The sequence below is a fragment of the Rhodococcus sp. B50 genome, assembly GCF_013602415.1.
Lineage (GTDB): Bacteria > Actinomycetota > Actinomycetes > Mycobacteriales > Mycobacteriaceae > Rhodococcus.
This window is the reverse complement of sequence record NZ_WPAG02000002.1, coordinates 675,008-694,235: the sequence shown is the minus strand read 5'-3', so window position 1 is coordinate 694,235 and position 19,228 is coordinate 675,008. Positions and strand designations below refer to the sequence as shown.

Annotated in this window: 22 protein-coding genes; 5 read left to right on the top strand and 17 right to left on the bottom strand. The window is 68.7% G+C overall.

The features are described 5' to 3' along the window. Nucleotides 1–33: 33 nt before the first annotated feature. From GON09_RS03585 to hisD, 14 genes are all read right to left on the bottom strand, one after another. A complete protein-coding gene (locus GON09_RS03585; RefSeq protein WP_213930633.1) occupies nucleotides 34–1,317 on the bottom strand; it encodes an acyl-CoA dehydrogenase family protein in 1,284 nt (427 codons plus the stop codon). Then, a complete protein-coding gene (locus tag GON09_RS03580; RefSeq protein WP_213930632.1) occupies nucleotides 1,317–2,450 on the bottom strand; it encodes an acyl-CoA dehydrogenase family protein in 1,134 nt (377 codons plus the stop codon). The genes GON09_RS03585 and GON09_RS03580 overlap by 1 nt, the downstream gene beginning before the upstream one ends. Nucleotides 2,451–2,550: 100 nt before the next feature. Continuing rightward, entirely contained in the window at nucleotides 2,551–2,730 is a 180-nt protein-coding gene (locus GON09_RS03575) for a tautomerase family protein (protein WP_016935788.1), read from the bottom strand. Nucleotides 2,731–2,816: 86 nt separating this feature from the next. Continuing rightward, a complete protein-coding gene (gene hisI, locus GON09_RS03570; protein ID WP_213930631.1) occupies nucleotides 2,817–3,182 on the bottom strand; it encodes a phosphoribosyl-AMP cyclohydrolase in 366 nt (121 codons plus the stop codon). Beyond that, the gene (hisF, locus tag GON09_RS03565) at nucleotides 3,179–3,952 is read right to left on the bottom strand and encodes an imidazole glycerol phosphate synthase subunit HisF (protein WP_213930630.1); all 774 of its coding nucleotides are present in this window, start codon (nucleotides 3,950–3,952) and stop codon (nucleotides 3,179–3,181) included. Before hisF ends, hisI begins: the two co-directional genes overlap by 4 nt. After that, nucleotides 3,949–4,791 (bottom strand): inositol monophosphatase family protein, encoded by an 843-nt coding sequence (locus GON09_RS03560; RefSeq protein ID WP_213930629.1) that lies wholly within the window; start codon nucleotides 4,789–4,791, stop codon nucleotides 3,949–3,951. Before GON09_RS03560 ends, hisF begins: the two co-directional genes overlap by 4 nt. 2 nt (nucleotides 4,792–4,793) lie before the next feature. Then, the gene (priA, locus tag GON09_RS03555; protein ID WP_213930628.1) at nucleotides 4,794–5,528 is read right to left on the bottom strand and encodes a bifunctional 1-(5-phosphoribosyl)-5-((5-phosphoribosylamino)methylideneamino)imidazole-4-carboxamide isomerase/phosphoribosylanthranilate isomerase PriA; all 735 of its coding nucleotides are present in this window, start codon (nucleotides 5,526–5,528) and stop codon (nucleotides 4,794–4,796) included. A 130-nt stretch (nucleotides 5,529–5,658) separates the two neighbouring features. After that, nucleotides 5,659–5,913: a hypothetical protein gene (locus tag GON09_RS03550; RefSeq protein ID WP_213930627.1), complete on the bottom strand. Its 255-nt coding sequence runs from the start codon at nucleotides 5,911–5,913 to the stop codon at nucleotides 5,659–5,661. After that, a complete protein-coding gene (gene hisH, locus GON09_RS03545; RefSeq protein ID WP_213930626.1) occupies nucleotides 5,910–6,545 on the bottom strand; it encodes an imidazole glycerol phosphate synthase subunit HisH in 636 nt (211 codons plus the stop codon). Before hisH ends, GON09_RS03550 begins: the two co-directional genes overlap by 4 nt. A 10-nt stretch (nucleotides 6,546–6,555) precedes the next feature. Further along, complete coding sequence (locus GON09_RS03540; protein ID WP_213930625.1) at nucleotides 6,556–7,713, bottom strand: MFS transporter; 1,158 nt, start codon at nucleotides 7,711–7,713, stop codon at nucleotides 6,556–6,558. A 1-nt stretch (nucleotide 7,714) separates the two neighbouring features. Then, the gene (locus tag GON09_RS03535) at nucleotides 7,715–7,870 is read right to left on the bottom strand and encodes a hypothetical protein (protein ID WP_016696019.1); all 156 of its coding nucleotides are present in this window, start codon (nucleotides 7,868–7,870) and stop codon (nucleotides 7,715–7,717) included. Nucleotides 7,871–7,873: 3 nt separating this feature from the next. Beyond that, entirely contained in the window at nucleotides 7,874–8,503 is a 630-nt protein-coding gene (gene hisB / locus GON09_RS03530) for an imidazoleglycerol-phosphate dehydratase HisB (RefSeq protein WP_213930624.1), read from the bottom strand. Next, a complete protein-coding gene (locus GON09_RS03525; protein ID WP_374195272.1) occupies nucleotides 8,500–9,627 on the bottom strand; it encodes a histidinol-phosphate transaminase in 1,128 nt (375 codons plus the stop codon). The genes hisB and GON09_RS03525 overlap by 4 nt, the downstream gene beginning before the upstream one ends. Next, complete coding sequence (gene hisD / locus GON09_RS03520) at nucleotides 9,624–10,946, bottom strand: histidinol dehydrogenase (protein ID WP_213930623.1); 1,323 nt, start codon at nucleotides 10,944–10,946, stop codon at nucleotides 9,624–9,626. The genes GON09_RS03525 and hisD overlap by 4 nt, the downstream gene beginning before the upstream one ends. Nucleotides 10,947–11,067: 121 nt before the next feature. Here hisD and GON09_RS03515 point away from each other — a divergent pair, with 121 nt between their 5' ends. From GON09_RS03515 to GON09_RS03500, 4 genes are all read left to right on the top strand, one after another. Next, entirely contained in the window at nucleotides 11,068–11,451 is a 384-nt protein-coding gene (locus GON09_RS03515; RefSeq protein WP_213930622.1) for a helix-turn-helix domain-containing protein, read from the top strand. Between the two features lie 177 nt (nucleotides 11,452–11,628). Continuing rightward, nucleotides 11,629–13,317 (top strand): PHA/PHB synthase family protein, encoded by a 1,689-nt coding sequence (locus tag GON09_RS03510; RefSeq protein WP_213930621.1) that lies wholly within the window; start codon nucleotides 11,629–11,631, stop codon nucleotides 13,315–13,317. Between the two features lie 109 nt (nucleotides 13,318–13,426). Beyond that, nucleotides 13,427–13,852: a hypothetical protein gene (locus GON09_RS03505; RefSeq protein WP_213930620.1), complete on the top strand. Its 426-nt coding sequence runs from the start codon at nucleotides 13,427–13,429 to the stop codon at nucleotides 13,850–13,852. A 68-nt stretch (nucleotides 13,853–13,920) separates the two neighbouring features. Further along, nucleotides 13,921–15,039: an alpha/beta fold hydrolase gene (locus GON09_RS03500; protein WP_213930619.1), complete on the top strand. Its 1,119-nt coding sequence runs from the start codon at nucleotides 13,921–13,923 to the stop codon at nucleotides 15,037–15,039. A gap of 37 nt (nucleotides 15,040–15,076) precedes the next feature. Here the strand turns inward: GON09_RS03500 and GON09_RS03495 are convergent, their stop codons facing one another. Next, nucleotides 15,077–15,370: a DUF2470 domain-containing protein gene (locus GON09_RS03495; RefSeq protein WP_213930618.1), complete on the bottom strand. Its 294-nt coding sequence runs from the start codon at nucleotides 15,368–15,370 to the stop codon at nucleotides 15,077–15,079. 67 nt (nucleotides 15,371–15,437) lie between these two features. Further along, nucleotides 15,438–16,052, bottom strand: a complete 615-nt coding sequence (locus GON09_RS03490) for a TetR family transcriptional regulator (protein ID WP_213930617.1) — start codon at nucleotides 16,050–16,052, stop codon at nucleotides 15,438–15,440. A 111-nt stretch (nucleotides 16,053–16,163) separates the two neighbouring features. On the opposite strand from GON09_RS03490, the gene GON09_RS03485 reads away from it, so the two are divergent. After that, nucleotides 16,164–17,639, top strand: coding sequence for an MDR family MFS transporter (locus tag GON09_RS03485; RefSeq protein WP_213930616.1), 1,476 nt, complete (start codon nucleotides 16,164–16,166; stop codon nucleotides 17,637–17,639). A 69-nt stretch (nucleotides 17,640–17,708) separates the two neighbouring features. Here GON09_RS03485 and GON09_RS03480 read toward each other — a convergent pair whose 3' ends face one another. Further along, a complete protein-coding gene (locus tag GON09_RS03480) occupies nucleotides 17,709–19,163 on the bottom strand; it encodes a WS/DGAT/MGAT family O-acyltransferase (RefSeq protein ID WP_213930615.1) in 1,455 nt (484 codons plus the stop codon). Nucleotides 19,164–19,228 lie beyond the last annotated feature (65 nt).

Genomic DNA, 19,228 nt, shown 5'->3' with positions numbered 1-19,228 from the left:
CGCCCCACCCGCCCCGGGACCCTCCCGCGTCCGTCACGTCGCGGGGCGGCTCCGCGGTACGTCCCGGAACGGGATGTTCGGGTCGTGGCTGCGCTCACGGGGCATGCCGAGCACACGTTCGCTGATCGCGTTGCGCGCCATTTCCGTCGTCCCGCCCGCGATGCACCACACCTGACGCATCAGATGGTCGACGCCGCGCTGCGCGACCGCTCCGTCGGCCTCGTCCCAGGCCGCACCGTTCGCGTCGGTGAACTCGTAACCGATCGTGACGAGGCGGCTCTCCACGACACCGGACATCAGCCGGGCGATGCTCGCCGCCTGATCCGACATGGTCCGCGTGGCCACACCCGTGGACACCCGCTGCTCGAGGGACTGCTTGACCAGTTCGAGCATCCGGGCCTCCCCGAGCAGGTCGCGTGCGAGCGGGTCGTCGAGCCGTCCGGCGTCGCGGGCCACCGCGAACAGCTCGGGCATCCGCGAGGCACCGCGCGAGGTCCCCGCCGGGATGGTGGCATACGGCGAGTTGCGGTACATGCGCTCGTGGAACATCCAGCGCGTGCCCACGGTCCAGCCGTCGTCGACCTCGCCGAGCCGGTCTCCGTCGGGGACGCGCACGTCGGTCAGGAATTCCTGACAGAACTCCCTGGAGCCGCTGAGCATCTCGATGCGATGCACCTCCACCGACGGCTGTTTCAGCGGGACCATGAAGACGGTCAGACCCCGGTTCTTCGGGACGTCCCAGTTGGTGCGGGTGAGGCACAGCGCCCAGTCCGACCACCATGCTCCGGTGGTCCAGATCTTCGATCCGTTGAGGATCCAGTCGTCGCCGTCGCGGACCGCGGTGGTGACGGCGGCAGCGACGTCGGAACCGCCGCTGGGTTCGGACAGCATCTGCATCCACAATTCCTCGCCCTTCAGGATGGCGGGGATGTGCCGGCGCTTCTGCTCCTCGGTCCCGAACTCGAGCAGCACCGCGGCGCACGGCACGAAGGTGGGCACCTGTAGCCGGGAGGGATACTCGTATCCGGCGAGTTCCTCGTCGAAGACCCGCTGGTAGGCGCGGGGCAGCTCCTGGCCGCCGTATTCGCGCGGAAAGCAGATGCCGGCGAAGCCCGCGTCGAACATCGCACGCTGGATGTCGCGCTCGCGCTGGACGAGAGCGAGTTCCTCCTCATCGGATGCTTCGGGGCGCAACACGCCGACGTAGGCCGACGAATCGGAGCGTTCCAGATTCGATTCGATCCACGCCCGCGCCCGCGCCCGAAATTCGTCGAGCGTTTCGGTCACGTGGGCCCTGTCCGAGGTCTCGAGGGTCATCAGGATGCCTCCCGGAGTTCGACGATGTCGGCGAGGCGGGCACGATGTTCGGCCGGGGTGCCGAAGCCGGATCGGTTCGCGGCCGCGCGTCGCGCGTAGAGGTGCAGGTCGTGTTCGTATGTCACGCCGATCCCACCGTGGATCTGAATGCAGTCCTGAACCAGCTCGCTGCCGTACTGGCCAATGTATGCCTTTGCGGCGCAGACGAGTTCGTCCGCGTCGGAGCTCGCCGTCGCGACGGCTCCGGCTGCGCGGTCGGCGATGGCGTGACTTCCCTCGAGCGAGGTCTTCATGTCGGCGAACCGGTGCTTGAGTTCCTGATACGACGCGAGCGGACGACCGAAGGAGTAGCGGTCGAACGCCCATGCGACGGTGAGATCGAAGACTGCCTGCAGCGCCCCGACCGATTCGGCGCAGGAGACGACGATCGCGGTCCGCCGCGCACGGGTGGCGTCGTCCGCTCCCCCGCCGGCTTCACCGACGAGGGACGTCAGCGGTAGGCGCACCTCGTCGAAATCGATCGCGGCATAGCGTCGGGTCACGTCGATCGAGCGCAGCGGTGTGACCGTCACCCCGCCTGCCTGGCGGGGGACGAGCGCGTTCGTCGCACCCTGCCCGGTTCGCCCGGTCACGAGGAGGACGTCGGCGGTGCCGCCGGCTTCGACGGGGCGTTTCGTGCCGTTGACGACCACCTCGTCGCCGTCGATCCGGATGTCGACGGGCGCAGCGGCCGTCCGGCTCCCGGTGCGCGGTTCGTCCACGCACCAGGCGGCCGTGGCGCGACCGGCGACCAGCGACGACAGCGTCTCCCTATGGTCGTGCCCGTACCGGCCGAGCATCTCCGCGACGACGTTCGTGGGACACAGGGGGCCGGGGGCGGCGCGACGTCCGAACTCGTGGGCCGTCAGCGTGAGGTCGACGAGGCCGAGGCCGCTCAGCGAACCTCCACCGAGGTCCTCGTCGACGAGCAGGCCCGTCCACCCGAGTTCGGCTCCGGCGCGCCAGTAGTCCGGTGCGAAACCGTTCGGATCGTCGCGGAGCCGGCGGACCTCGTCCGGTGGCACCTTCTCCGCAAGGAATCGTGCGGTGGTCTCGCGGAAGAACTCCTGATCCGGACTCGGATCCAGCAACATGCGTGCCCCTTCGCTCCGTCGTGAGAACATGATCCTCTCAATACAGAGAACACTATTCTCGCCAGATTCGGAAGGGTTGCGGCATCGCAGCGGGCAAGGTTCAGCCGAGCGGAGTTCCGCCCACACCCCAGTTCTCGCGGGGCACCTCGGTGATCGTCACCCACACCGACGACGGATTCTTGCCCGAAGCCTCGGCATACGCGCGGGTCACCGCGGAGATCACCTCGGCCTTCTGCTCGTCGGACAGGCCCGGCGTCTGACTGATCTGGATGAGAGGCATGCGGGCATTGTCGCAGCCCGCCCCACGGCTCCACGATCGGTCCTGCCGTCCGCTCCACGATGTCGTGCGAACGGACGACGACCCGGCTACTCGGCGATCTGCGGCGCCTCGAGCAGGACGTCGGTGTCGAAGCAGGTGTGCGTACCGGTGTGGCAGGCGGCACCGACCTGGTCGACGACGAGCAGCACCGTGTCGCCGTCGCAGTCGAGGCGCACCTCGTGCACGTACTGGGTGTGGCCGGATGTCTCGCCCTTGACCCAGTACTGCCGGCGCGACCGCGAGTAGTAGGTGGCCTTGCGGGTCGCCAGGGTGCGGGCGAGCGCTTCGTCGTCCATCCACGCCATCATCAGCACGGCGCCGGTGGCCCGCTCCTGCACGACGGCGGCGAACAAACCGTCGTCGTTGCGCTTGAGCCGGGCGGCGATGGCCGGATTCAGAATGTCGCTGCTCATCGAACGGTGATCCCTTCCGCACGCATCGCGTCCTTGACCTCCCCGATGGTCAGCTCCCGGAAGTGGAAGACGCTCGCGGCGAGCACTGCGTCGGCACCGGCCTGCACGGCGGGCGCGAAATGCTCGACGGCTCCGGCACCACCGGAGGCGATGACGGGCACGTGCACGGCCTCGCGCACGGCCTCGATCATCTTCAGGTCGAACCCGTTCTTCGTGCCATCGGCGTCCATGGAGTTGAGCAGGATCTCGCCGACGCCGAGTTCCTCGCCGCGCCGGGCCCACTCGACGGCATCGATTCCTGTACCGCGGCGACCGCCGTGTGTGGTGACCTCCCAGCCGCTCGGTGTCGGTTCCTGACCGGCGGGCACGGTGCGCGCGTCGACCGACAGCACGATGCACTGCGAGCCGAATCGCTCGGACATCTCGCGCAGCACCTCGGGTCGCGCGATCGCCGCGGTGTTGACCGAGACCTTGTCGGCGCCGGCACGCAACAGGCGGTCGACGTCCTCGACGGTGCGGACGCCGCCTCCGACGGTGAGCGGGATGAACACCTGCTCGGCGGTGCGTGTGACGACGTCGAGCATGGTGCCGCGGTCGCCACTCGACGCTGTGACGTCGAGGAAGGTCAGCTCGTCGGCACCCTGCTCGTTGTAGAGCGCGGCGAGCTCGACCGGATCACCCGCGTCGCGCAAGTTCTCGAAGTTGACACCCTTGACCACCCGCCCCGCATCCACGTCGAGGCACGGGATGACCCGCACGGCCAGTGTCATGTTCGATCTCCTTCGGAACCCAACTGTTCGGCCACGGACTGTTCCGTCGCCGACTGCACAATCTCCAGTATCTCGCCGTGTACTCCGGGTGCTGCAGCGACCACCGATCCGGAGCCGATCCGCCACGGCTTGCCCGCGAAGTCGGTGGCGATCCCACCGGCCGCCCGCACCAGCGCGACACCGGCCGCGTTGTCCCACGGGTGATGGCCGAACACGACGGAACCACCGATCGCGCCTCCCGCGGTGAACGCGAGGTCGGCGCCGGTGGAGCCGTGCATCCGCAACCGTGCGACCCGCCGGCTCAGCTCGGTGATCACGGCAAGGCGGCGAGTGCCGGGAACGCGCCCGCGACTGTCGATGTCGAAACTGCCGACCGCGATCATCACGTCCTCGAGCCGCGCCGGCTGCAGCGGCTCGGTAGGCTTCCCGTTGACGAACAGCGGCCCGTCGGCGATCCCCGCGAAACGCTGATTCGTGAGCGGCAGCCAGGTGAGCCCGAGGATCGGTTCGCCGTTCTCGACGAGCGCGAGCAGGATCCCCGCCATCGGCAACCCTGCGGAGTAGTTGATCGTGCCGTCGATCGGGTCGAGCAACCAGACGGTGCCCTCCCCTGCGGACGGTCCGCCGAACTCCTCACCGTGCACGGCGATGCCGGTGCGCTCGGACAGGGCGCCGGAGATCCGCCGTTCGAGTTCGAGATCGAGGTCGGTCGCGAAATCGTTCGGGCCCTTGTCGACGGAGCGCGGCGCACCGTGCCCGGCGACGAACCGTTCCGAGACCTCGTCGAGCACACCGCCCGCGATCGCGAGCAGCCGGTTCAGATCGGCGGAATCGGCCATCGTCAGCGCGAGACGGCGTCGAGCGCCTCGGTCAGGGTGAATCGGCCCGCGTAGAGCGCCTTTCCGATGATGGCGCCTTCGACGCCCTGCTCGACGAGCGTCGCGATGGCACGCAGGTCGTCGACGGTCGAGACGCCGCCGGACGCGACGACCGGAGAATCGGTGGCCGCGCAGACCTCGCGGAGCAGATCGAGATTCGGGCCGCTGAGCGTGCCGTCCTTGGTCACGTCGGTGACGACGTAGCGCGAGCAGCCGTCGCGCTCGAGACGCTCGAGCACTTCCCACAGGTCGCCGCCGTCGGAGACCCAGCCGCGACCGCGCAGCCGCCACTGCCCGTCCAGGAGCTTGACGTCGAGGCCCACGGCGATCCGGTCGCCGAACTCGCCGATGACGCGGGAGCACCACTCGGGGTTCTCGATCGCGGCGGTGCCGAGGTTCACGCGGGCGCAGCCGGTCGCGAGGGCCGCAGCGAGGGTCTCGTCGTCGCGGATGCCGCCCGACAGTTCGACCTTCACGTCGAGTTCGCCGACGACGTCGGCGAGGAGTGCACGGTTGTCGCCACGACCGAACGCCGCGTCGAGATCGACCATGTGCACCCATTCGGCTCCGGCGTTCTGCCATTCGAGGGCGGCGTCGCGGGGCGAACCGTAGCCGGTCTCGCTGCCCGCCTCTCCCTGAACGAGGCGAACTGCTTCACCGTTGACGACATCGACTGCGGGCAAAAGGACCAGGCTCACTGCGTACACATTAGTGCCAGGACCGGTGACGACGCCAAACGCGGGGGTGGCCGCGCCAGGGCCGGCGTACTTCGCGCGCCCGACCGGGGTTCGCTACCGCCACACGCGAGGCAAACCCCGCTTCGGCGCGTCAGGTTCCGGGACGGTCGTCCTTGTCGGTGCCGAAGGCACGGCGGGTCGACCGCGTCGACACGACACCCATCGCCACGACGGCCGCCACGATGCCGACGAGTGCGATGACCAACCCGACGACCGGCGTGGGCCGAACCGTCACGACGGCGATCGCGGTGACGAGCAGCACGACGGTGGCCGTACCGACCGACATCAGGGCGTGACGGCCGAAGGAGAAGTCTCCGGTCGACCGGCCGCGCCGCGGGTCGGTCACAACGAGCCGACCCAGTTCTGCAGCAGCTGCGCGCCGGCGTCGCCGGACTTCTCCGGGTGGAACTGGGTGGCCGACAGCGGACCGTTCTCCACGGCGGCGACGAACCGGCTGCCGTGCTCGGCCCAGGTCACCTTCGGCGGGGCGAGACGCTCGGGGGCGTCGAGTTCCCACGTGCGGGCGGCGTAGGTGTGGACGAAGTAGAAGCGAGTGTCGGCGTCCATGCCGGCGAAGAGCACCGAGTCGGCAGGCGCCTCGACGGTGTTCCACCCCATGTGCGGCAGCACCGGGGCGTCCAGACGCTCGACGGTGCCCGGCCACTCTCCGCAGCCCTCCGTCTCGATGCCGTGCTCGACGCCGCGCTCGAACAGGATCTGCATGCCGACGCAGATACCGAGCACCGGACGGCCACCAGCCAGACGAGTGCCGATGATCTTGTCGCCGCCGACGCTGCGCAGACCCTTCATGCACGCGTCGAAGGCGCCGACGCCGGGGACGACGAGTCCGTCGGCGGCGAGCGCGATCTTCGGGTCGGCGGTGACCTCCACATCGACGCCGGTACGGGCGACTGCCCGCGTGGCGGAGTGGAGATTGCCCGAGCCGTAGTCGAGGACGGCGACCGTGGTTGCGCTCATGACGTCGATTCTATGCGGTGGGACGGGGGCGTTCCGACGGCCCGGCCAGTCGGGCGAGCAGCGGCAGCGTCGGGACCAGCACCGCCGCGACCGTGAACGCGGCCGGATATCCCGCCGCCGCGGCCAGCGCGCCGAGCGCGAACGACCCCGCGCCCGTGCCGGCGTCGAAACCGATGTTCCAGGCGGCGCTCGCGGAGCCGGTGTTGCCCGCGCCGGCCCGGCGGAACGCGACGAGCAATGCTTCGTTCTGGACGACGCCGAATCCGAGACCGAACGCGATCGCGGCGACGATCAGCAGGACCGCTCCCCCTCGGTCGTCGGCGACGAGGGCGAAAGGAATCATCGCCAGGGCTGCCAGGCCGAGGCCGACAGGCAGCATCTTGCCCGCACCTATCCGGTCGGCGACGGAACCGGCGGCGTACCGCCCGATCAGCGATGACGCGCTGAGCACCGCCAGCGCGGCGGCCACGGGCAGGCCGGCGACCGCGATGCGCAACAGTGAGGTGAGTCCGCCGTAGGCGATCGCTCCCGCGCCGACGGCGACCAGCGGGAACAGCAGCACGAGCGGAGGCACCCGTCGAGCCGTCCGAGACTGCTTCGCGGTCAGGCGCGGCAGTCGGATCGCCGCGAGCAGACCTGCGGAGGAGATGACTGCACCCAGCACGAACACCGGCGTGGTGGAGAACTGCTCGGCGATCGCCAGCCCGGCGGGCAGGCCGATCGTCTGGGAGGCGGCGATCGCGATGCCGAGCATGCCGGTTGCTCGGCCGAGCAACCGGGGCGGCGACAGCTCACCGACGAGGGCGGCCGCCGCCACGGTGATCATGCCGAATCCGATGCCGCGGAGCCCGGAGATCCCGAGCACCGCAGCCGGGGCCATCGACACGAGGAACAGCAGCGAGGGCGGCCCGAGGAACAGGCAGCCGGCCGCGAGTGTCGCGCGGTGACCGAACGCGCGCAGCAACCGCGGCATCGCGAGTTGCGTGAGGACGGTGGTGAGCATGAACACCGCCGTCACCGACCCGGCGAGCGTGTCGCTGCCGCCCGCTTCGGCGATCGCCCACGGCACGACCGGCAGCAGCAGAGAGAATCCACCGAAGGCCGCCGCCGACGTCGACCATGCCGGGATCAGACCACGAACGGTGAACAGTCCTTGCGGTTCCGCCACGTCAGAGCAACCGGAAGACGCCTGCGGCGGCCGCCAGCACGGTCAGAGCCAGCAGCACACCCGCGAACAACGTGTTGCGCGCCTTCCACATCGACCACGTTCCGCCGGCGGCGAACCCTGCCACGATGAAGCACAGATAGGTGAGGACGACATCCATCTGTCAGAGACTGCCCTTCGTCGACGGGATGCCGGACACACGCGGGTCGGGTTCGACCGCCTCGCGCAACGCGCGGGCGACCGCCTTGAACTCGGCCTCGGTGATGTGGTGCGGGTCGCGGCCGTAGAGCACCCGCACGTGCAGTGCGATGCGGGCGTGGAAGGCGAACGACTCGAACACGTGCCGGTTGATCACCGTCGAGTAGGGCACGCCGGGATATCCCCCGATCACCGAGTGCACCATGTAGTCGGGTTCGCCGGTGAACACGCAGTAGGGACGGCCGGACACGTCGACGGAGGCGTGCGCGAGCGTCTCGTCCATGGGGATGAAGCAGTCGCCGAACCGGCGGATGCCCCGCTTGTCGCCGAGAGCCTGACCGAAGGCCTGACCGAGCACGATCGCGGTGTCCTCGACGGTGTGGTGCGCGTCGATCTCGACGTCACCCTGCGCCTGGACGGTCAGATCGAAGCTGCCGTGCTGACCGAGCGCGGTGAGCATGTGGTCGTAGAACGGGACGCCCGTGGAGATCTCGGTGCGACCGGTGCCGTCGAGGTCGATCTCGACGACGATGCTCGATTCGCGCGTGGTGCGTTCGACCCGTGCGGTGCGGCCGGTCGTGGGGCTGTCGTTCATCGGGATGCCTCGATTTCCGTCGCCGCCAGCTTTTCGCTCACGCGCAGCAACTCGTCGTTCTCGTGTGTCAGGCCGATCGTGGTGCGCAGGTGTCCCGGGATACCGACGTCCCGGATGAGCACCCCTTCGTCGAGGTACCGCTGCCACGTGGCGGCGGCGTCGGCGAAGCGGCCGAACAGGATGAAGTTGGCGTCGGAGGGGATCACGTCGTAGCCGAACCGGGCGAGTTCGGCGGCGACACGATCGCGCTCGGCGGCCAGTTCCGCGACCGACCCGAGGGTTTCGTCGGCGTGCCGCAGAGCGGCCCGCGCAGCGGCCTGGGTGACGACCGACAGGTGGTAGGGCAGGCGCACGAGCAGCAAGGCCTCGATCACCGCGGGAGCTGCGGCGAGATAGCCGAGCCGTCCGCCGGCGAACGCGAACGCCTTGCTCATCGTCCGCGAGACGACGATCTTCGCCGGGTACTCGTCGATGAGGCTCAGCGCGCTCGGCTGCGAGGAGAACTCGACGTACGCCTCGTCGACGATCACGATGCCGGGTGCGGCGTCGAGGATCACCCGCAACTCGCCGAGCGGGATGCTGTGTCCCGTCGGGTTGTTGGGGCTGGTGACGAAGACGACGTCGGGCCGCCGCTCACGGATGGCCGCCACGGATGCCTCGACGTCGAGGGTGAAGTCCTCGCGCCGGTAGGTGGGCAGCCATTCGGTCTGCGTGCCGTCGGCGATGATCGGGTGCATCGAGTACGACGGCACGAAGCCCATCGAGGTGCGTCCGGGACCACCGAAGGCCTGCAGGAGTTGCTGCAGGATCTCGTTGGAACCGTTTGCTGCCCAGACATTCTCGACTCCGAGCGGGACACCGGACGCTTGCGTGAGGTAGGCGGCGAGATCGGTGCGCAGTGCGACCGCGTCGCGGTCGGGGTAGCGGTGCAGCTGCGTGGCCGCCTCGCGCACGGCCTCGGCGACGTCGTCGACGAGCGCCTGCGTGGGCGGATGCGGATTCTCGTTGGTGTTGAGCTGGACGGGCACCGTCAGCTGCGGCGCACCGTAGGGCGACTTGCCGCGCAGGTTCTCGCGCAGCGGCAGGTCGGCGAGGGTGATGCGGGAGCCGGGGATCTGGGTCACTTGAGCGCCTCGAATCGCAGACGGACGGCTTCACCGTGGGCGGGCAGATCCTCGGCGTTCGCGAGAGTGATCACGTGACCGGAGACGTCCTTCAGGGCCGCCTCGGTGTATTCGACGACGTGGATGCCGCGCAGGAAGGTCTGCACGCTCAGACCCGAGGAGTGCCGGGCGCAGCCGGCGGTGGGCAGCACGTGGTTCGATCCGGCGCAGTAGTCGCCGAGGGAGACCGGTGCCCACGGCCCGACGAAGATCGCCCCGGCCGAGCGGACGCGTGCGGCGACCGCGGAGGCGTTCTCGGTCTGGATCTCGAGGTGCTCGGCGGCGTAGGCGTTGACGACCTTCAGGCCCTGCTCGATGTCGTCGACGAGGACGATGCCGGACTGGCTTCCGGACAGCGCGGTGGTGACACGTTCGCGGTGCTTGGTGAGCTCGAGTTGCGCGGCGAGCGCGGAGTCGACGGCGTCGGCGAGATCGGTGCTGGTGGTGACGAGCACCGAAGCGGCCATGACGTCGTGCTCGGCCTGGCTGATGAGATCGGCGGCGACGTGCACGGCGTCGGCGGTGTCATCGGCGAGGATCGCGATCTCGGTGGGGCCCGCCTCGGCGTCGATGCCGACGACGGCGCGACACAGCCGCTTGGCGGCGGTGACGTAGATGTTGCCGGGCCCGGTGATCATGTCGACCGGAGCGAGTTCCGCGCCGTCGGTGTCGGTGCCGCCGTAGGACAGCAGTGCCACGCCCTGGGCGCCGCCGACGGCCCACACCTCGTCGACGCCGAGCAGTGCTGCCGCGGCGAGGATGGTCGGGTGCGGCAGGCCGCCGAAGTTCTTCTGCGGCGGTGAGGCGATGACGAGCGATTCGACGCCGGCTGCCTGCGCCGGAACGACGTTCATCACGACCGACGACGGGTAGACGGCGTTGCCGCCGGGCACATAGAGGCCGACGCGCTCGACCGGCACCCAGCGCTCTGTGACGGTGCCGCCGGGGACGACCTCGGTCGTGACGTCGGTGCGGCGCTGAGCCGCGTGTACGACGCGCGTGCGCTCGATGGCTTCCTCGAGGGCGGCGCGGACCGCGGGTTCGAGTTCGGCGAGGGCGCGTTCGAGTTCGGTGGCCGGGACGCGCACCGTGGCGGGTCGGACTCCGTCGAACTTCTCGCAGTAGTCGAGTGCGGCGTCGGCGCCGCGGTCGCGCACGTCCTCGACGACGGGACGGACCTGATGGAGCACCGCGTCCACGTCCACTCCGCCGCGGGGCAACGCGCCCCTGAGCTCCGCAGTGGTGGGAGTACGACCGCGCAGGTCGGTGCGGGCAAGCATGAGGTGTCCTCTCTCGTCGAACAGGGATCACCTTCTACTATCCCGCATCCCCTGACGACGGTTGAAGTCGCGCCCGCGTGAGGAACCTCTCGGCACGGATCACCGCCCTTATGCTGTCGGCATGGACGAGGACGAGTCGCGCCCGAGCACGCTGGGCGAATTGATCCGCCGCCAGCGTGAGCTCGCAGAACTGCCCATGCGTCAGCTCGCGTCGATGGTGGGCATCTCGAATCCGTACCTGTCGCAGATCGAACGGAACCTGCGGGCGCCGAGCGAGCGTGTGCTGCAAGCGATCGCCGACCAGTTGCATCTGTCCGCCGACACGCTCGCGGCCCACGCGCAGACCGACGACGGAGCGGAGTCCGCAGTCCTGCGGGCGATTCGCGAGGATCCCGACCTCACCAACGCCCAGCGGCGTTCACTCGAGGAGATGTACGAGGCCTTCCGGGAGGTGACCGTCGCGCGCCGGCGGCGTAGTGGAGGGCGCAACGCCGAGGAGGAGTGATCATTTTCACATTCGGCAGCAATGAGACCTGTGCGTCACGCGGCCATCCAGGTCAGCCCGATTTCGTCGGCTGTTCGACGAACATGCAGGTAGCACGTACCTGGGGGTAAGGTGCGCGCCTTCGCGGGCGATGCCAATCTCGGCTCTGGACCATCCACCCAGTTCTGGAGTTGCTCGGTGCTCAACCATCTGCAGAAGAAGCTCACCTCCTCCCTCGACCCGATCGGCTGGGGGCCGGCCGTCGCATCCGTCGCCGGGCGTGCAGTGAAGAATCCGCGTGCCGTGGCAGGCGCGACCACGGAGTACGCCCATCGCCTGGCGAACATCCCGGCGGCGTCGACCCGCGTGTGGAGCGCCCGCGACCCCCAGGCCCCGGTCGCGCTGGATCCGAAGGATCGCCGGTTCTCCGACGCCGCGTGGAAGGAGAATCCGGCCTACTTCGCGCTGCTGCAGAGCTATCTCGCCACCCGCGAATATGTCGAGGATCTCACCGAGGCCGGCGCGGGCGATCCGGTGCAGGACGGCAAGGCACGCCAGTTCGCGAACCTGATGTTCGACGCGCTCGCGCCGTCGAACTTCCTCATCAACCCCGGTGTGCTCGTGCGCGCGCTCGACACCGGCGGCGCGAGCCTGTTCCGCGGCGCGAAGTACGCCGTCGAGGACGTCATGCACCGAAAGGGACTGCCGCTCAAGGTCGACCGCGAGGCGTTCACCCTCGGCGAGAACATGGCTGCGACCCCCGGCAAGGTCGTCTTCCGCAACGATCTGATCGAAGTCATCCAGTACGCCCCACAGACCGGCGAGGTGCACGAGATCCCGATCCTGGCCGCGCCGCCGTGGATCAACAAGTACTACATCCTCGATCTCGCCCCGCAGCGCAGCCTCATCGAATGGGCGGTGCAGCACAATCGCACCGTGTTCGCGATCTCGTACCGCAATCCGGGCGAGTCGATGCACGAGATCACGATGGACGACTACTACCGGCAGGGCGTCTCGGCGGCACTCGATGTCGTCGAAGAGGTCACCGGGTCGTCGCGCATCGAGGTGCTCTCGATCTGCCTCGGTGGAGCGATGGCGGCGATGGCCGCAGCCCGGATGGGCAAGCTCGGCGACAAGCGGATCAGCGCCTTCACCATGCTCAACACGCTCCTCGACTACAGCGAGGTCGGCGAGCTGGCACTGCTCACCGACCCGGCGACGCTCGACCGCGTCGAATTCCGGATGAGCAAGCAGGGCTTCCTCTCGGGTAACGAGATGGCCGGCAGCTTCGACATGATCCGCGCGCGGGACCTGATCTTCAACTACTGGGTGTCGCGGTGGATGAAGGGCGAGAAGCCCGCCGCCTTCGACATCCTGGCGTGGAACGAGGACAGCACCCGCATGCCGGCGAAGATGCACTCGCACTACCTGCGGTCGCTGTACGGCCGCAACGAGCTCGCGCGCGGCGTGTACGAGCTCGACGGCGAGGTCCTCGACCTGTCGGACATCACGTGCGACACCTACGTGGTCGGCGCAATCAACGATCACATCGTGCCGTGGACCTCGTCGTACAAGGCCACGGGGCTGCTCGGCGGATCGGTGCGGTACGTCCTGACCAGCGGTGGCCATGTGGCCGGCGCGGTCAATCCCCCGAGCCCGAAGGCCTGGTTCGACGCCGTCGGCGCACCCGACGCAGACGAGCTGCCGATGCTGCCCGAGGATCCGAAGGACTGGGCCGAGAAGACCACCCGCACTCCCGGTTCGTGGTGGGAGGACTGGACGGCGTGGTCGACGAAGCGTGCCGGTGAACTCGTCGCCCCGCCGGCGATGGGAAGCGCTCAGCATCCACCCCTGTGCGATGCACCGGGAACCTACGTCTTCGAGTGACATTGCGCGTTAGCTATCATCTTGCTAACCTGCTAACAGCGCTGATCCGAGCGCACCCCCACAGGGGAAGTTCCGCTCCCGTCACGAGCGCCCACGGAAGGTACACATCATGACCGCACCGACCAAGACCACCACCGCCAACACCAAGGCCACCGATGCCGCGGCCAAGGCGACCGAAGCCGCCACGAAGGCCGCCACCGAGGCCACCGCAACGGCCCAGCAGTCCGCCGAGAAGCTGACCTCGACGGCCGCCGCGGTCGCCGACAAGGCCGCCACCGAGTTCACCAAGACCGTCGACGAGGCCACCGAGCGCTTCCAGGAATTCAACGCGAAGTTCATCGACGCTGCGAAGCAGAGCGGCAACCTCGGCGTCGACACCTATGAGAAGGCCGTCTCGAGCATTCTGGATCTGCAGGAGAAGGTCGCCGAGGCCACCCCCGTCGAGTGGGTCGCCGAGCTCACCAAGGCTCAGGTCTCCTTCGCTCGCGAGCTCACCACCACCGTCACGAGCACCGCTCGCGACCTCCTCAAGTAATCGACGACTCCCTCGATGCAGTTGTCGAATCCGAACACCGCATCAGCGGACGTTCTCCGGTGCAGTGCATGCTGTCACTGACACCCGCCAGGATCGCCGCGGCCCCGATTCGTCTCGGGACCGCGGCGATCGCCGGTTGGAGCGCCTATCTCGCCGGCCTCGTGCGACGCGGCGCCACACCGTACACAGTGGTCTCCGACGCGAACCGGTACAGCCGGGCTCTTGCCTCGGCCACGCTTCCATGCTGGACCACGAACTGGCCGGTGGTGCGCCGATGGCCCCTCGGCGGTCTTCGCGACTGTGGCGCACCCGACGCAGACCGTGACGAGATTCCCACCCTGCTGCTGCCGCCGCAGGCCGGCACGCACTCGTGCATCGTCGACCATTCCGTCGACCGCAGCCAGGTCGAAGCACTCAGAGCCGGCGGTCTCACCCGCCTGCACTGCCTCGACTGGGCACCGGCGACCACCGCGACGGACGACTGCTCGATCGACGAGCACCTGGCCGTCGTCGCCGACGCCGTCGCCCATCTCGGCGGCAGGGTGAACCTGATCGGCGACAGCCAGGGTGGGTGGCTCGGCACCATCTACGCGGCGCTGCATCCCGAGACCGTGCACTCGTTGACCGTGGCGGGGGCACCGATCGACTTCCACGTCGACCAACCCGCGCTGTCGGTGCTGGCTCATGCGCCCCATGCGGCCGCGGCCTCGACGATCGACTTCTGGTACGGGGCGGCGCGAGCCGTGGGAATGCCGACCACCGACCCGATCGGCGAGATCGAGCGTGCGATGACGCTGCTCGGCCTCCTCCACGATCCCGACGAGGTCGCACGCTGGGAAGCCGAACGGCACTGGTTCACCTGGAAACAGGAGATCCCTACGGCATTCCGCGAGTGGATCATGCGCCACCTGTTCGTGGGCAACGAACTCGTCGCCGGCACACTGAGGGCCGAGGGGCGCGTCGTCGACCTCGCGGCCATCGACTGCCCGGTTCATCTGATCGCCGGCTCCGCAGACCTGATCGCGACTCCCCGGCAGGTCACCGCGCTCGCAGAGTACGTATCGACCCCGCCGGAGAAGATCACCACCACCGTCGCCGATGCCGGCCACATCGGGGTGTTCATCGGCCGCCGCACCCTCACCGAGGTGTGGACGCCGCACGCCCGTCGCGTGGCGGCGTCTTCCTGACCGCGCTGTCCCGGCGGCAGTGTGGTCGGGGCAGCGATCAGGACGAGGTGTCGACCCCGAGCCGGGTACACGCGGCCTGGTAGAGATCGACGACGGCCATGCGGAGCCCGGCCCGGTCGGTCACCGGCTCGAGCCACGGGATGCGCACGGTGTGATCGCGACCGCCGATGGCGACGACCCACTCCCCCGCCTCACGGTCGACGCCGGTCATCCGCGCCTCGGTCGCACCGGGCTCGGCGAAAGCGCGCACGATGAGCAGGCTGTCGGCTGCGTGGTCGTCGTTCATGTGGGCGGTCACAGCCGCCACCACCTGGCTGTCGAAGTCGGTCACGGGCGCTCAGCGTAACCAATCGGGGCGGTCGACGGGCGTGTCGGTCCCGGCCACCACCCGCATCGATTCATTCGACGATGCGGCGCAACGATTCCCGGCACTCGCGATACACGTCGACCGGGTCACGGTCGTCGCCGGAGAGCGCGAGTTCGCCCCATCTGTCCCAGCTCGTGCGCCACACCGTCACGGCCAGTTCGGCGAGCAGTCGGATCGTCGTCGGATCCGTATCCCCGGTCTGCTCCGCGATCCGTTCGCGCAACCGGTCGACAAGTGACTTCTCCTGGGCCGCGGCCAGTGCCTGCAGTTCCGGGTGGGCGGCGAGCAGGCGGGCGACGCGCCGATGCTCCCCGAGCCCCGGGTCACTGTCGCGGCCGACCACCTTCTCCGTGGCGTGCTCGATCGCGCACAGGATCGCGGCGGGTTCCGAGCCGGATATGTCGAGTGACTCGATCATCGACAGTAATCGCCACTGCCCTGGGAGCGCGGCCTGCTCCTTCGAGGTGAAGTAGCGGAAGAAGGTACGGGAGGACACTCCTGCACGGTCGGCGATCTGCGCGACGGTCGTTTCCCGCACTCCGCGCTTCTCGAACAGATCGAGTGCGGCACTGTGAATCTCGTTGCGGGTGTCGAGGCGTCGCCGGGCCCGGAGGTCGCTGGGCACGTCGTCGTCGGTCGCTGTCATGGAACCCCTCCGTTCGGTGCGATCTCGCACACATCGGTCGATTGTCAGCTTATGTCAAGTTGTCACATTGTGACACCATCTCGTGGTTGTTCATTCCAAGAGAAGGTTTTCATGACTGACGTCCAACATCGGGACAACCTCCCGGCCGGTGATACAGCGGGCGAGGGCACGCCCTCGACCCGCACGCTCACCAAGGTGATCGGCGTGCTGGTCCTCGCCGCATTGCTCATGATCCTCAACGAGACCGTGCTCAGTGTCGCGCTGCCACAACTGATGCAGGACTTCTCGATCACGGCGTCCACCGCCCAGTGGCTGACCACCGGCTTCATGCTCACCATGGCCGTGGTCATCCCGACCACCGGCTTCATGCTCCAGCGATGCACGACCCGCATCCTCTTCCTCGTCGCGACCGTGTTGTTCCTCCTGGGTACCGCACTCGCCGTCGTCGCCCCGACCTTCGCGATCATGCTGCTCGCACGCGTCGTCCAGGCCGCCGGCACCGCCATCATCCTGCCGCTGCTCATGACCACCACGATCTCCGAGGTGCCCGTGCAGCACCGGGGCACCGTCATGGGCCTCAATTCCGTCGTCATCTCGGTGGCGCCCGCCGTCGGACCGACCCTCGCCGGAATCGTCGTCGACGCGCTCAACTGGCGGTGGCTCTTCGGAATCATGCTCGCGCTGGGCGTGGTCGTGCTCGCCGCAGGATTCTTCTTCGTCCGGATCCGCAGCCTCACCCGCGCGGCGCCGCTGGACGTGGTGTCCATCGTGATCTCGGTCTTCGCGTTCGGCGGCCTGGTCTACGGTCTCGCGAACATCAGCACGCTCGTCTCCGACGGCGCGCTCACCCCGGTGGTCTCCCTCGTAGTCGGCGTACTCGCGCTCGCACTGTTCGTCACGCGTCAGCAGAAGCTGGTACAGGAAGGCTCGGCACTGCTCGACCTGAAGCCGTTCACCGTCCCCACATTCCGGATCTCCGTGGGCATCGTGGTGGTCTGCATGGCAACGATGCTCGGCACCGTGATCGTGCTGCCGATCTACTTCCAGTCGGTCCTCGGTGTCTCCATCCTCACCACCGGCCTGCTGCTCCTGCCGGGCGGTCTCGTGCAGGGCGTGATCTCCCCGATCATCGGCAGCCTCTACGACAAGATGGGTCCGCGGCCGCTCGTGATCCCGGGTGCATTCCTGCTCGCCGGCGGACAGTGGTGGCTGGCGCAGCTGAGCACCGACACCGCACTCGGCGTCGTCGTCGCGATGCACATCGTCTTCTGCATCGGCATGGCGATGCTGATGACCCCGCTCATGACGGCCTCGCTCGGTTCGCTGCCCCCGCGTCTGTACGGCCACGGCAGCGCCATCATGAACACGCTGCAGCAGCTCGCCGGAGCCGCGGGCATCGCAGTGCTCGTCGCCGCGATGACCATCGGCGCCGAGAAGGCGAACGCCACGAGTGAGGCCGGTGCGCTGGCCTCCGGCGTGCAGACGGCCTTCGTCGTGGGCGGATGCATCGCCCTTGTCGCGATCGTGCTGGCACCGCTGGTGCGTCGCCTCGACGACCGGCCGGCGCTCGAACCGGTCGACTCGTAGTCGTCCGCCCGGAGCAGGGCCGGCCGGGACGCTCGTCCCGGCCGGCCCTTCGTCGTGTCGTGGAACAGGTCAGCCGTGTCCGGCGTCGGTCTCCCCACTCACCTCGTCGTCGACCTCCACTCGGACCCCGAGAGCGGATTCCAGAGCCCCGAGTTCGTCGTCGAAACGATCGAGCAGCCGAGTGAGGTCCGGCACCGTACGGCCGCACGCCGTGAGCCCGAAGGCGATCTCGTCGTCGGTACTCGTGCACGTGATGTTCAGCGCCTGCCCGTCGACAGGCACCGACAGCGGATACAACGCGTCGACGCGCGCACCGTTCCAGTACAGCGGTGCATCGGGACCCGGCACGTTCGAGACGATCACGTTGAACGGCGGCCGCGGGAGCGCCCGGTTGCCGGTGAGCACCCCCACCGCGAGGGGTGCCACGCCCACCGCGCTCGTCGCGAGACGACCGAGCTTCGACATCGAATTCATCGCATGCTTGCCCTCGATCATCGAACCGCGCACGCGCGCAAGTCGTTCCACCGGATCGGCGCACTGCGTTCCGAGCGTGCACATCAGGATACCGATCTCGTTGCCCGACGAGTTCGTGCTCTGACGCAACGACACCGGAACCATGGCGACCAGCGAATCGTCCGGCAGCGCATCGTGTTCGGTGAGGAACGCCCGTAGAGCCCCACCCGACAGTTCGAGGACGACGTCGTTGAGTGTCGCGTCGGCAGCCTTGGCCACCATGCGCAGTCGTTCGAGCGGCCACGACCGGGCCGCGAACCTGCGCGATCCGGAGATCTGACGGTTGAGGATGGTGTTCGGAGCGCCCAGCGACAGCGACCCGCCGCGATTGTGCAGTGCCCGGTCGACGGTACCGACGAGGGCCGGGACCAGGGCCACCGCCTCGGACACCACATTCACCGCGTCGTTCACCACGCCGGTCGCCGCACGGACGACGGCACCGGGGAACCCGATCGCGGTGCCCACCGCCGAGCGGCTCGTCGCCTGGGCGTCGGCGACCGCCCACGGCGCCGGCATGTCGGTGCGGTCCGGGTCGGTGCTGAGCGCGCGGCGCAGCAGCCGCATCGCCCCCACCCCGTCGGCGAGCGCGTGGTGGATCTTCACGTAGAGGGCGTAGCGACCGTCGGCGAGCCCTTCGATCAGGTGCATCTCCCACAGTGGGCGGGTGCGGTCCAGCAGCGACGCGTGCAGGCGGGAGACGAGTTCCCACAGATCGTCCATCGTGCCCGGGGACGGCAGCGCATTGAACCGCACGTGGTAGTCGATCGAGAAGCGCGGGTCGTCCTCCCACGCCCACTGACCGAGGGTGAACAGCGAGCGAGTGGGTCGCTTGCACCACAACGGCCCGGCGGGTTCCTCACGGGCGAGCGCCTCGGCGAACATCGACCGCAGGTCGCTCGCATCCTTGCCTTCCGCCGGCTGGAACAGCAGAAGACCGCCGACATGCATCGGATGATCGCGTGACTCGCCCAGCAGGAACATCGAGTCGGTCGGTGACATCGGTAGCCGCATCGTGCCCCACTTCCTCCCCCACCCGGCACCGGCGACAACCGGAGCCCCGCCCCTACGTGACCGGT

Excerpts from the sequence above, each read along its gene's own strand:
- GON09_RS03585 (WP_213930633.1), bottom strand. The coding sequence starts at position 1,317 with ATGACCCTCGAGACCTCGGACAGGGCCCACGTGACCGAAACGCTCGAC.
- GON09_RS03580 (WP_213930632.1), bottom strand. The coding sequence starts at position 2,450 with ATGTTGCTGGATCCGAGTCCGGATCAGGAGTTCTTCCGCGAGACCACC.
- GON09_RS03575 (WP_016935788.1), bottom strand. The coding sequence starts at position 2,730 with ATGCCTCTCATCCAGATCAGTCAGACGCCGGGCCTGTCCGACGAGCAG.
- hisI (WP_213930631.1), bottom strand. The coding sequence starts at position 3,182 with ATGAGCAGCGACATTCTGAATCCGGCCATCGCCGCCCGGCTCAAGCGC.
- hisF (WP_213930630.1), bottom strand. The coding sequence starts at position 3,952 with ATGACACTGGCCGTGCGGGTCATCCCGTGCCTCGACGTGGATGCGGGG.
- GON09_RS03560 (WP_213930629.1), bottom strand. The coding sequence starts at position 4,791 with ATGGCCGATTCCGCCGATCTGAACCGGCTGCTCGCGATCGCGGGCGGT.
- hisH (WP_213930626.1), bottom strand. The coding sequence starts at position 6,545 with ATGAGCGCAACCACGGTCGCCGTCCTCGACTACGGCTCGGGCAATCTC.
- GON09_RS03535 (WP_016696019.1), bottom strand. The coding sequence starts at position 7,870 with ATGGATGTCGTCCTCACCTATCTGTGCTTCATCGTGGCAGGGTTCGCC.
- hisB (WP_213930624.1), bottom strand. The coding sequence starts at position 8,503 with ATGAACGACAGCCCCACGACCGGCCGCACCGCACGGGTCGAACGCACC.
- hisD (WP_213930623.1), bottom strand. The coding sequence starts at position 10,946 with ATGCTTGCCCGCACCGACCTGCGCGGTCGTACTCCCACCACTGCGGAG.
- GON09_RS03515 (WP_213930622.1), top strand. The coding sequence starts at position 11,068 with ATGGACGAGGACGAGTCGCGCCCGAGCACGCTGGGCGAATTGATCCGC.
- GON09_RS03505 (WP_213930620.1), top strand. The coding sequence starts at position 13,427 with ATGACCGCACCGACCAAGACCACCACCGCCAACACCAAGGCCACCGAT.
- GON09_RS03500 (WP_213930619.1), top strand. The coding sequence starts at position 13,921 with ATGCTGTCACTGACACCCGCCAGGATCGCCGCGGCCCCGATTCGTCTC.
- GON09_RS03490 (WP_213930617.1), bottom strand. The coding sequence starts at position 16,052 with ATGACAGCGACCGACGACGACGTGCCCAGCGACCTCCGGGCCCGGCGA.
- GON09_RS03485 (WP_213930616.1), top strand. The coding sequence starts at position 16,164 with ATGACTGACGTCCAACATCGGGACAACCTCCCGGCCGGTGATACAGCG.
- GON09_RS03480 (WP_213930615.1), bottom strand. The coding sequence starts at position 19,163 with ATGCGGCTACCGATGTCACCGACCGACTCGATGTTCCTGCTGGGCGAG.